Below are 12127 nucleotides of genomic sequence, written 5' to 3' on the forward strand. Positions count from 1 at the left end.
GGCAGGACTTGCCGTGTCAGTCTGTGGAGCGACTGTAAGACCTGAAGAGAGTAAATCTCGGAAGGCTGGTGCTATGAAGCAGAAACCTAAGTCGTGAGTCTTAGGAATCCCCGTCGCTTCAGCGCGGGGTAGATGTCAAAGAGTGGGTAAATAAACTGCATAGAGTAAAAACTAGAAATAATGTCAACTTGGCAATGTATTAGCGGCTGTGGTGCTTGCTGTAACCTCACTCCTAGCGATCGCCCCGATCTCGCAGATTACCTAACCCCAGTTGAGCTACAGCAGTACTTGAGCATGGTGGGGCATGATGGTTGGTGTATTAATTTTGACCATATCCAGCGCCAATGCAAAATTTACGACCAAAGACCGAGATTCTGCCGCGTCGCAACCGATACCTTTTACGATATGTTTGGTGTAGAACCAAAAGACCTTGATGAGTTTGCGATCTCCTGCTGTCAAGAAACTATCGCGTCGATCTATGGCGATCGCTCTTTAGAGTTATTGCGCTTCAATCAGACCGTTAATGGTGATTAAGTATTTGTGCAAAAATTACCAAAAAACGTCAAGTTTCGCCCCTAAGGGGCGCAACTTGACGTTTTTTGGTAATACCCCAAGAATTGACTGGCGGCGCTTAGCGCCGCCAGTCAATTCTTGGGGTTTATATCCTAGGTCAAGGGGTGGATAACTGTGATAGAGATCACAGGATCTTAGAGATTTAGCCTGATTAAAATTTCGATATCAATCACCTGTAACCACGGATACAAGTCACATCCAGATCCTTGATTTCAGAGGAAACTTATTCCTATAGAAGTAGTCCTACAAAAGTGATGAGGCATCAGTCAAAGCGCGGTGCGATCCTTCGTAAGATCTACTTTTCTAGCTCTAATCTCTAACATACGCCCAAGGATCAAAGATGATGAATAACAAGAGTGTAATCAGAAACCTAGTGAATCGCGCTCTCCTCATTAAAAGACTCACCCCTGAGATGGAAAATATGATTAACCACGAGCTTTCCGAACAAGGATACATTACCGATCCCGACTATGAAGCTTTGGAATACCTCATGCAAGCCGTCGATCAGGGCAAAGTCCGTCAGGTTAGCTAGGTGATGGCTATTTCATGCAAATCGCTAAATTGAACATAGGATTTCATTGCTAAGGCTGTAGACTAGAATTGCAAAATTTGAAGTCTTGCCTGTATGGGTTATCTAGCCTATTCTCGGCTATATCATCAATTCCGACTGTTGCCTCGTCAAATCGTTCATTGGTTTTTTCTCTGTGGGATAACGCTACTAATTGCGATCGCCATTAAATCCTGTCAGATCCAGTCAGGTATAGTCCCTGCCTTACCCCAGCATCCGAACATTCAAGCATTTTTTAATTACAATCAAGCTAATCGATACACCGATCCCTACCGTAATATCGAACGACTTGGCGACAATCTGGAAAGAGTGTTAATTGATAATGTCACCAAAGCGAAAACAACGCTCGATATTGCTGTTCAAGAATTACGCTTACCGAATATAGCTAAGGCGATTGTGGATGCCAAATTGCGTGGTGTAAATGTCCGTTTAATTTTAGAGAATAACTATAGTAAGGCTTGGAGCGAGTTTACTGCCGATCAGGTCGAGAAAATGAATCCTCGCGATCGCGATCGTTATAAAGAATTTCAAAAGTTTGCCGATATCAATAACGACGGTCGTTTAAGTGAAGAGGAATTGGATCGCCGTGATGGTTTGAGGTTAATCAAGACAACCAATGTTCCTTGGCTCGATGACACGGCGGATGGCTCTAAGGGAAGTGGACTAATGCACCATAAGTTTATGGTGATTGATGATCGAGTCGTTTTATTTGGTTCGGCAAATTACACGATGAGCGATATCCACGGTGATTTTACAAAACCCGAAACGAGAGGAAATGCCAATAATCTCCTACGTATTGAGAACAAGGAATTTGCCGCTAAGTTTAAACAGGAATTTAATACTATGTGGGGTGATGGACCAGGAGGCAAACCTGACAGCCTCTTTGGTATTAAAAAACCCTCGCGTAAAATTGAATATCTGATCGTTGATGGAGCGCAGATCCGCCTGAAGTTTTCGCCAGATCCAGAAGATACACCGCGCGAACAGACAAGTAATGGATTGATTGCGACAGCAGTCTCAGGAACGCAGAAAACGGTTGATATGGCTCTATTTGTCTATTCTGATGAATTTGTTTCGGCAATCCTCGAAGAGCGACAACAACAAAATGTGCAGATTCGGACTTTAGTGGAGCCCCAATTTGCCTACCGCGATTATTCTTCTACCCTTGACATGTGGGGCTTACAGTCTACTCAAGATTGCAAAACAGGGAAAAACAGTGCATGGAAGCAGCCCCTAAAAACTGTGGGGATTCCGAATCTAGTTGCAGGCGATACCCTACATCACAAGTTCGCTATTCTCGATCGCAATCTAGTTTTGACGGGTTCCCACAATTGGACTCATGCCGCAAATCACACCAATGATGAAGTGTTAGTTGCCATTCAAAGCGATATAGTTGCCACCCATTATCAGCGGGAATACGATCGCCTTTATCAAGATGTTACCTTGGGACCAACCGCCAAACTATTACAGGCTACCTCTAAAAGCTGTGCGGAGAGAATGAAACCAAAACCAAAACCTATTCCTGAAGAATCAGAAATTCAATCATAGCGATCGCATTGCCTAAAGATTTGTTAAGCTATTATGTTGGAAATTTCATGCTCGATCGCAAATCGCGTCATTAACAAATATGGTCAATCTGGTTCAACCCGTCAAACCCACGATCGCATTTTCTCACTTGGGTTGTGAAAAGAACCGCGTCGATACGGAACATATGCTGGGCTTGCTAGTGCAAGCAGGTTATCAAGTCGATAGCAATGAGGAATTGGCAGATTATGTGATTGTCAATACCTGTAGTTTTATCGAAGATGCTCGGCGCGAATCGGTGCGGACATTGGTTGAACTTGCCGAAATGGGCAAACGCATTGTGATCGCTGGTTGCATGGCGCAACATTTCCAACAGGAGTTACTGGATGAGATTCCCGAAGCGGTGGCTCTCGTTGGTACTGGTGACTATCAAAAAATTGTCGATGTAATTGAGAGGGCAGAAAAGGGCGAACGGGTCAAAGAAATTACGCAAGTTCCTACTTATATTGCCGATGACACCGTGCCGCGCTATCGCACTACCAATGAGGCTGTCGCCTACGTTCGCGTTGCCGAGGGTTGTGACTATCGCTGTGCTTTTTGTATCATTCCCCATCTGCGTGGCGATCAGCGATCGCGATCGATTGAGTCGATTGTTGCTGAATGCGATCGCCTAGCTGCCGAAGGCGTAAAAGAAATCATTCTCATTTCCCAGATCACGACTAACTACGGACTGGATATTTACGGTCAACCTCGCCTTGCTGAACTCTTAACTGCCCTCGGTCAAGTGGATGTACCTTGGATTCGGATGCATTATGCCTATCCTACGGGCTTGACACCCAAGGTAATCAACGCCATGAAGTCTACCCCTAATGTGGTTCCTTACCTCGATCTGCCTTTGCAACATTCCCATCCTGATGTGCTGCGGGCGATGAACCGTCCTTGGCAAGGGCGAGTTAATGACAAAATCATGGAACAAATCAAAGCATCACTGCCTGATGCCATTGCCCGTACCACTTTTATTGTGGGATTTCCTGGAGAAACAGAAGAGCAGTTCGAGCATTTACTCGAATTTGTCAAGCGTCATGAGTTCGATCATGTCGGTGTATTTACTTTTTCCGCCGAAGAAGGCACTCTTGCTTTTGATCTGCCAAACCAGATTGCCGAAGAAGTTAAGCAAGAGCGGCGCGATCGCATTATGGTTGCCCAGCAGGAAATTTCCTTCCGAAAAAATCAACTGGAAATTGGTAAAACCGTGGAGGTACTGATCGAGCAGGAAAATCCCAATACAGGCGAACTAATTGGGCGATCGGCAAGATTTGCTCCCGATGTCGATGGAGTTGTCTACGTACGCGATCCTCTGGGTAAAGCAACCCTTGGGACGATGTTTTCGGTCAAAATTACCGCTGCCGATCACTACGACCTCTTTGGGGAAATCGTCTAAGCCCTTGGGAATTTACCGTAGAAAAAGCCTCGGTATTTTCTACGGCAACCCATTGCCCATAACGATTACTTATCTTTTTTGGTATATGCCACTACATAGTTTTTACCAAATTTATAGCAAGATGATAAAAATAACTTTTATATAACTTTGTCACTTCTTTTTACTAACCTTTGTATATCTATTAATGATTTCATAAGTTGCAAAAAAGGGAATAATTGAGCACATGAAGCAAGAAAGTAGTTTGTGTTGTCAATCAACCCATATTTATTGCTTTAGTAGATGACACGATCGGAAACAAGAGTATTACTCTCTCGAAGCAATTAAAAGGTAGAACAATGGATACAATTACTAAAGTTAATCAGCTATCTTTTCATCAAGGTTCAAATAGCGAATCTGCTTTTACTATCAAATTGACAAATAGTAAATTCGATCATCTTGCAGGATCTGAACTGTTTGGCAAAGTTGAATCATGGATTTCCGCCAATGTGATGATGAATAATAAAAAAGTCCCAGTCTTGATTGTCGATATGGAGAATGTAGAATTTATCGATAGTCAAGGTCTGCAAAAACTGTTAGCATCTCTCAGATTAATGCATTTACAAAAGAGTAATTTGCTGCTTTGTTCTCTCCAACCATCGGTAAGAATTGTATTGGAAATTACCAGAGTTGATCAGTTGTTTGCTGTTTTGCCCAATATTGATACATTTATGAACCAATCTAACCAACAACGGCAAGATTCTGATTGCTTAGCATCTGATTGTTTAGTAGCTGATTGCTTAGTAGCTGCTTAAGAGCAATTTTAATCTCAGTACTGAATCTATTGTCATCCAATAAAAACGCGGTGCTGAGCACCGCGTTTTTTCTTACAGCAATTATCGAGCAAACAAACCCCAAGGGAATTTTTGAAAGCGTTGCTTCGCAACGCTTTCAAAAATTCCCTTGGTTTGGGTTTGAGCGTAAATCGCTGTAATTGAATCTTATAGCTGTAGCCAAGTGTACTAGGACATAAAACCCAAGAATTAATTGGCGGCGCTTCGCGCCGCCAATTAATTCTTGGGTTTTGATTTGTCCTCATTCAAGGGACTGTAGCTATAAGTAAAATTAGTAGAATAATAACTTCCGTGAAATAGTAGCGATCACGATAGTGGCACATACAACTAAAAACTGTCCTGATAAAACTTGGACGGAATATTGCCAGAATGAAGTTTGAATAGCACTAAAATTAGGTATTTGGATGGCAACTAAATAGAAGATTCCCACCAGATGAATTGCTAATAGCCCGCCAAAGCAACTTATAGCCATGCGAGCTAAGCTCGGTGGTCTCAAAAAAGCGAGAAACCCACAGAGCCATCCACCCGCGACAAATCCTAACAGATATCCAAAAGCTGGAGATTTGAGATAGCTCAAGCCGCCGCCTTGGTAAAATACGCCAAAACCGCTCAAACCCAAGATAATGTAGGTGGTTTGCGATAGGAGCGCTGCCGAGCGTCCGCCCAGACAACCTGTCAAGAGAACTGCACCGATCTGCATGGTGACGCTGATCGATTCGATCGCTACATTATTTCCTTGATTGGTGAGGGATGGCAAAAGCATGGATGGGCGAATAAAGGTGCTAGCAATTGTTAGCAACAGTCCAGATAAGGCCCACATTAGCTGCAACGTTTTTGGCACGAGTATCTCAGTCAGAAAATAGATGCAATAGGTGATTGCTCTGCATATTTTGCAGAATAGAACAGAATAGAATCGTACATGAATTTGGACTCCTAAGTAGCTAGGCGCAATTAAATATAAGACTCAAAAGCTGTAGCGCACGCTGCGCGTGCGCTACAGCTTTTATACCAAGTTAAGAAATGGCTACGCCATTTCTTAACTTGGTATGATTAGTCATCGGATGGCTGACCAAAGGCTACGATCGCATTTTGTCCGCCAAACCCAAAACTGAAGTTGAGAGCATAAGACAGATTGGACGCTTGCTCGACCTGTCGGACAAAATTGAGGTTAAAGGCTGGCGTTTTCATTCCCACGCAGGGTGGTAAAAGGCGATCGCGCAAGGCTAACAAACAAAATGCGGCTTCGATCGCCCCTGTTGCGCCCAGAGCGTGACCCGTTGCCCCTTTCGTCGCACTAATTTTGCAATCAGGAAAAATCTTTTGGACTAATTCTGCTTCACGGGCATCATTAATAGGAGTGGCAGTGCCATGCATATTAATGTAACCCACATCGGTGGCAGCGATACGAGATCGCCTTAGGCAATCCTTGATCGCCCATATCGCCATCTGATTATCGGGATGGGGACTGGTGGCATGATAGGCATCATTGGTAATGCCCCAGCCCAACACTCGACCATAAATCTTTGCGTCACGACGCTTTGCGGATTCTAGTGACTCCATCACCATTACCGCCGCCCCTTCACCTAGGGCAAAGCCATCACGTTCTTGACTGAAGGGATGTACGCCTGAATTAGTTAATACATTGATTTTTTGAAATCCCGCGATCGTTAAGGGGGTAATTGCGGCATCCGTTGCACCTGCGATCGCCCGATCACATTGACCAGAACGAATTAATTCACAAGCCTGAGCAATCGCCCAGTTTGCCGTAGCACAGGCCGCCATAGGTGCTAAAACTGGGGCATGGGTCTGCAATAACTGGGCTATTTGGGCGGAGAGATGGGCAGGCTGGCAAGCCCACCAGTGATTCTCACTTTGGAGTTGTTGGGGTGCATTTAGCAGTAATTCTAATTCCCGCTGATTACTACGACTAGAACCAATTACCAAACCGCAATTAGGTAAGGGTATAGGCAAATCGGCATCAGTGATCGCCTCTAAGACGGCTTTTTTGAGGAGATTTTGGGATCGGGATGCATAGCGATCGATTTCCAACTGCGTGATTTTGGCAACTGGGCTTTGGAATTGGCGATCGGATTGGATTCCTGAAATACCTTGCAGTAATTGTTCCCAAGTACTTTCACGGTTATGACCGATCGCTGTAATCATGCCAATGCCTGTAACGACCACTGTGGGCGGATTCATGGCTATATCCCAGCGTCTATCCCCAGATTGCATCGATATTAAGGAAGCCATCGCGGAAATGTACCGAACATGGAAAGAACTTCGGTTTGTGCTGAAGCCGTGCTGGAAGAGTTAAGAGGTAATATGATTAGCTGCGTTGGAGCCTTAGGAGTACGGGGATTTCTGGTAGCTTGAGCCGAATCATCGGCATTATTTTGAGAATTAGTTGGCTCGCTGCTGGGAATTGCGGAATTTAAGATAATTGATTGTCCATCGGGGGCAATGCTGAATTGAATTTCCCTTTGGGATGGAAGTTCTAAAAGCCTTTTTAATTGAGAGGATTCCAGATCGATCGCGGCAAGGTAGGGCTTTTCACGGAAGATGTTTTTAGTGGCATCCTGCTCGACATCGGTAAGCAAACAATAGATCGTTTTTTCTTGCGGATCGAATTGAGCGCCAAGGATTGACCCACTAATTTTGGTGAGTTCCTTTTGTAGTCCTTGGTTATTCACTAAATATAGCGATCGCGTGTAGTCTTTATTAAATTTGACCGTAGCCGCCTGCGTACCACTTCTCCCAAAACTTAGGACTGTGCCGAACCTTGGAAGAAAGTCCAACGGCGGGGCTTGCGGCTCAAGGGGCAAAATCGCAACTCCTTCACCTTGAGCGATCGCCACCGACGCGCTATCGGGCGTGAACATAAAATCGCCCCCTGGTTGATTGTCAAGGGATCGGGCGGGTTTATCCTCTTGGATGAGCCAGAGTCCGTAGCGCCCGACCTGTTGACGGCTGAGACGCTGTACCAAAATGTTCTTGCCATCGGGCGAGAGATCGAATTTGAAGTTTTGATAATCATCACTACCAAGAATAGGTTTGATTGTGGGTTGATTAGAAGTCAGGCGATCTTCGCGATCAATTCCTGTCGTTACCACATAAAGTTTTTGATCGAGTAAGTTTTGTCCCACCCCATCGATCGCTCCAAATAGAATTTTTTGGCGATCGGGATAAACGCGAAAATCTAATACCGATAGATTGGCGGGCGTTAAAACCCGTTTCTCCTTCTGTAAGGTATTGTAAATTATAAGTCGACCTTTGTCTTCTCCCTGCGAACCGATGTAGGCAAAATATGGGTTTGGAGTTGTGAAACTCCCTGTAAAGGGTTCGATCACCTTTTTCTGTCCCGATTCACTTGCAAAGCGATCGTAGGCATTTTCTAGTTTGACTTGATAGGATTTACCATAGGTGGCTGGGGCTATGGGAGTATAGGACATCCGCCGTGACGACCAACTGATTTTGCCTGCAAGGGGGGGCTCGAATTTAAGATTCTTTTCGACACTATCGCGATCCATTGGACGATTGAAGGTCAGTACAAACGATATATTAGTTGAATCAATACGCTGACCCTGCCAACTAAATTCCTTCACCTGAGGGGCGGTGCGATCGCCTACCCATAATAATATGGCGATCGCGATGCTAAGTAACACAACTAAGCCAACGGCATAGCGATCGAGGGGCTGCGATAATAATTTAAAACGAGGGCTAAGTTGCATATAAGCTTATTTCCATCCATATACGCGAATATTATTGAAATTAAGTGTATCAATACCGATATTTTGTAAATAGCTTGCTAGCTTCAGGTCATCGGTAAGCACTAGGTAATTACCTTTAGCCACATTCACTATGCCGCAATCAGTTAATCCAAATTTCGGAAATTGATCTGCCGCCACAATAGTATGACTGTCTGTGTAAATCTCATCTAATTGCACAATATCTCTTGCGAATATAGAAAAGCATTTGGATCGGTCAGGTTCCCCTAATTGGTTAATGAGATTGCTAACTTCAGTTAAAATGTTCGGAGTCGTTAAAATTCTTGAGAATTTTTTTAACAAATAAACTAGTAGTTCATAATCCCTAGCCTCAAATTTTTGTGTGCGACTAAATTGGGTAATACGTGCCTTGTTGGTGGAGCCAACTAGCCACAAAAGCAAAATATTTGTATCGATTAGAATGCCTTTTCTACGGTATTCGTTAACTATATTGCTTGGGAAATTAGTCATACCTCTCTAATTTTCATTGACTGTACTTCCCCAGTAGTTGCATCTACAGTAAAAATTTTATACTCTCTGACAGAGCGAATTCCCAGCCCATCTTCACTAATGCTATAGCCTAATGTAATAAACCATTGAGAACGATCATCAGAAAGTTCCACCTCCTCCAGCCTTAAATCTCGTGTTAATGTGCTGGTATCTATGGGCAAGCTATTATTAATGATTTTCTGGAGTTCGTGAAAATATTTACTTGCGGCTTGTACAGCACCTTCAACACCAATTCCAATAGTTTTAGTAGTCATCTTTGATTAAAACTCTGTAATTACTTAATTAAGTAGCTAAGCATAGGTAATCTTAAAACCTAGAAGAGAGTACCCAGTACTCTCTCTGGTTTTAATTTTTAATTATGCTGAACTACTTACCATATTAACAATTCAATTTTTAACCGAATGAAATAATTAAATAAGAATCTTGAAATTTTGCGCCTGTGGCTTGCTTGCCTGCTAATTCATTGGGCAAGAAAATATTACGGCGTTGATCGCCAGCTTCGATGGTGACTTCGGGGCCTAACTGGATTAGTTTGACTTGTTTTTTATTGAATGTAGGCAAAAATAGCTTGACTTGCTTTGTTACGGGATTTATTTCAATGGGCTTGGGGGCGAGACTGGCAAGGTGATCGGGAATGCTTAACTTAGTGACCCGATCGGGAATTGACAATACTCCAAGGGGCTCAAAAATTTCGTCACCAATGGGATCTCTAGAAAGGACACCGCCAACGGTTAAGCCCACCTGTTGGGCACTACCCCATAGATATTTGGCAGTGGCGATCGCATAGGGGTCGCCAGTCGTAACTAGATAGGCAGCTACGCGACTAGGATCGTTCACCGCTTTTTGACCGCGTGTTAATACCGATGACATTTCCCCAGCCTGTTGCGAAATATCATCACTGCTAGAGACTTGGAGAATGCTTCTTAGAATTGGCTCGACAAAAGGCGATATGGCTTGTCCGATCGCCGATCCTGTTAACACCTGTTTAAAGCGCCTCAGATACCAGCCTAGAATTTCTGGCATTCCTAGCATCCGTAATGTCTCTAGATCGCCAAGACCATCGTAGATAATTACGTCATACTTACCTTCAGCATCGCGCTCGCGTAAAAAGCTTAACCCCAGTGCTGAATCCATTCCTGGCAAAATCCCCAGCTCTTGACCATATACCTCTTTAAAAAAGGGAGTACGCAGGTATTGCGTTTCCAGCCCTTTCATTTTGTCCCAATACTTTTCTAGTAAAACCGTTGACTGTAAATGTACGGCTGTAAAATTTGGCGCAATCAGTTGGGGCTCAATACTTAGCTCGGTGTTAAGTCTCATGCTGAGATCATCACCAGCCTGTTGTCCAACATATAGAACCTGTTTGTTTTGGTTAGCAAAAGCACGAGCAATGGCGATCGCCGCTGTCGTTTTGCCAACACCACCTTTACCGAGAAATGTCAGAATGAGGCTCATTGGGCTTATGCACTAGCTTTTTAAGATGGGGACTGGGTGTGAAGTGGGGAACAATGACTTCGGGAATTGTCATCGGTTGATGGGTACGTGGATGGATGGCAGAGCGAGCGCGACGATAGCGCACGGAAAATCTACCAAAATCACTCAACATAACTGATTGATGATTGGCTAAGGCTTGGGAGAGACAGGTTATAACTGCCTCAAGACTTGCGGAAGCCATACTATAGGTTAGCCCATCAACCTCTGCCATCATGCCCCGAATGATATCTTGACGGTTAATATCTGCCATAGGGCTTATTTGAGGATTAAGATGTCGCGCAAAGCGCGACATCTTAATCCTTTTAGGCTGATTCTAGCTCATCCGCAAAAAACCAAGACTTACTACTGTCAGAGAATTTGACAATGTAGCCCCATTTGCTGCCATCCATAATTTTTTCTTCTTTGATGACTCCGATCTCGCCGACTTTGCTGGCGATCGCTTTGCCACTACCATCCTTGAAACCACGAACGCGAACTTTTTGACCAACTTGCATAATTTTTGATTCTCGTACCGAACTCAATTAACCTTATTCAATTGCTTTAAAAAGTTTACATTAGATGTTAGCCCTATTAATTTTTTGATAAGCCACGAAGCTTTAACTTACGAGGAATGCCCCGATGCCCATAACGATCGCCCAATTGCAAAAATGGAAACAGCAGCAGAAGCCCATCGCAGCACTGACGGCAAGTGACTACGCGATCGCTCAACTACTGGACAAAGCAGGCGTAGATATGGTTTTGGTAGGGGATTCCATGGCAATGGTCGCGCTAGGCTACAAAAACACATTGCCCATTACCCTCGATCACATGATCCACCATGCCCAAGCAGTGGGACGGGGCATTAGCAACGCTTTGCTCGTTGTCGATTTGCCATTTCTCAGCTATCAAGTCAGCATCGAAGAAGCCATGCGATCGGCGGGACGAATTTTTAAAGAGACGGATGCTAAGGGCATCAAGCTAGAGGGTGGCTATCCAGAGATGGTGGAGACCATTCGCAAATTGGTACAGGCGGGAATGCCTGTGATGGGACATTTAGGACTTACGCCCCAATCCGTTCATCGCATGGGGTATCGGGTTCAAGGTGGCACTCCTGCTGCTGCTGAAGAAATTCTGTTTCAGGCAAAGGCTTTGGTTGAGGCAGGTATTTTTGCCCTGATATTAGAAAATATTCCTTCAGAATTAGCTGCCCAAATTACAGACATCATTTCCGTGCCGACGATTGGTATTGGGGCGGGAACTGCCTGTGATGGTCAAATTCTTGTCACCCACGATGTTTTGGGCTTGTCCGATTGGCAACCTCCCTTTGCCCGTAAGTATGCGGATCTGCAAAGCACGATTACCAAAGCGATCCAGCAATATTGTCAAGATGTTCGTAATGGTAGCGATCGCTAGGTTTATAGCTGTCGCCAAGTCTAATAGGACA

The 12127-nt window shown here is 44.2% G+C and carries 14 protein-coding genes; 6 read left to right on the forward strand and 8 right to left on the reverse strand.

Features of this window, described 5'->3' with window-relative positions; all coding sequences use genetic code 11:
* Nucleotides 1-180 precede the first annotated feature (180 nt).
* From AC805_RS05335 to AC805_RS05355, 5 genes are all read left to right on the forward strand, one after another.
* Nucleotides 181-534: a YkgJ family cysteine cluster protein gene (locus AC805_RS05335; RefSeq protein ID WP_055074458.1), complete on the forward strand. Its 354-nt coding sequence runs from the start codon at nt 181-183 to the stop codon at nt 532-534.
* Nucleotides 535-916: 382 nt separating this feature from the next.
* Nucleotides 917-1105, forward strand: a complete 189-nt coding sequence (locus AC805_RS05340) for a hypothetical protein (RefSeq protein WP_040690096.1) — start codon at nt 917-919, stop codon at nt 1103-1105.
* A 93-nt stretch (nt 1106-1198) separates the two neighbouring features.
* Nucleotides 1199-2689, forward strand: a complete 1491-nt coding sequence (locus tag AC805_RS05345; RefSeq protein ID WP_055074459.1) for a phospholipase D-like domain-containing protein — start codon at nt 1199-1201, stop codon at nt 2687-2689.
* 79 nt (nt 2690-2768) lie between these two features.
* Nucleotides 2769-4106 carry a 30S ribosomal protein S12 methylthiotransferase RimO gene (gene rimO, locus AC805_RS05350; RefSeq protein WP_055074460.1) on the forward strand — a complete coding sequence of 446 codons (1338 nt, stop codon included), beginning with the start codon at nt 2769-2771 and terminating at the stop codon, nt 4104-4106.
* 335 nt (nt 4107-4441) lie between these two features.
* Nucleotides 4442-4897 (forward strand): STAS domain-containing protein, encoded by a 456-nt coding sequence (locus AC805_RS05355; protein WP_055074461.1) that lies wholly within the window; start codon nt 4442-4444, stop codon nt 4895-4897.
* Between the two features lie 310 nt (nt 4898-5207).
* Here AC805_RS05355 and AC805_RS05360 read toward each other — a convergent pair whose 3' ends face one another.
* The 8 genes from AC805_RS05360 to AC805_RS05395 all read right to left on the reverse strand — a co-directional run bounded on the left by AC805_RS05360 (nt 5208) and on the right by AC805_RS05395 (nt 11198).
* A complete protein-coding gene (locus AC805_RS05360; RefSeq protein ID WP_040688646.1) occupies nt 5208-5756 on the reverse strand; it encodes a biotin transporter BioY in 549 nt (182 codons plus the stop codon).
* 230 nt (nt 5757-5986) lie between these two features.
* Nucleotides 5987-7135, reverse strand: coding sequence for a beta-ketoacyl-ACP synthase (locus AC805_RS05365; protein ID WP_055074462.1), 1149 nt, complete (start codon nt 7133-7135; stop codon nt 5987-5989).
* Between the two features lie 38 nt (nt 7136-7173).
* Entirely contained in the window at nt 7174-8664 is a 1491-nt protein-coding gene (locus tag AC805_RS05370; RefSeq protein ID WP_055074463.1) for an Ig-like domain-containing protein, read from the reverse strand.
* Nucleotides 8665-8670: 6 nt separating this feature from the next.
* The gene (locus AC805_RS05375) at nt 8671-9171 is read right to left on the reverse strand and encodes a PIN domain-containing protein (protein WP_055074464.1); all 501 of its coding nucleotides are present in this window, start codon (nt 9169-9171) and stop codon (nt 8671-8673) included.
* A complete protein-coding gene (locus AC805_RS05380) occupies nt 9168-9464 on the reverse strand; it encodes a hypothetical protein (RefSeq protein ID WP_055074465.1) in 297 nt (98 codons plus the stop codon). The genes AC805_RS05375 and AC805_RS05380 overlap by 4 nt, the downstream gene beginning before the upstream one ends.
* A gap of 139 nt (nt 9465-9603) precedes the next feature.
* On the reverse strand, nt 9604-10665 hold the full coding sequence (locus AC805_RS05385) for an ArsA family ATPase (protein ID WP_055074466.1): 1062 nt from the start codon (nt 10663-10665) through the stop codon (nt 9604-9606).
* Entirely contained in the window at nt 10637-10954 is a 318-nt protein-coding gene (locus AC805_RS05390) for an HU family DNA-binding protein (RefSeq protein WP_055074468.1), read from the reverse strand. Before AC805_RS05390 ends, AC805_RS05385 begins: the two co-directional genes overlap by 29 nt.
* A 52-nt stretch (nt 10955-11006) precedes the next feature.
* On the reverse strand, nt 11007-11198 hold the full coding sequence (locus AC805_RS05395; RefSeq protein ID WP_009627756.1) for a DUF2862 domain-containing protein: 192 nt from the start codon (nt 11196-11198) through the stop codon (nt 11007-11009).
* A 124-nt stretch (nt 11199-11322) separates the two neighbouring features.
* On the opposite strand from AC805_RS05395, the gene panB reads away from it, so the two are divergent.
* Nucleotides 11323-12096, forward strand: a complete 774-nt coding sequence (gene panB, locus AC805_RS05400) for a 3-methyl-2-oxobutanoate hydroxymethyltransferase (RefSeq protein WP_055074467.1) — start codon at nt 11323-11325, stop codon at nt 12094-12096.
* Nucleotides 12097-12127: the final 31 nt, after the last annotated feature.

Source organism: Pseudanabaena sp. 'Roaring Creek', from assembly GCF_001402795.1.
In the GTDB taxonomy this organism is placed as follows: domain Bacteria; phylum Cyanobacteriota; class Cyanobacteriia; order Pseudanabaenales; family Pseudanabaenaceae; genus Pseudanabaena.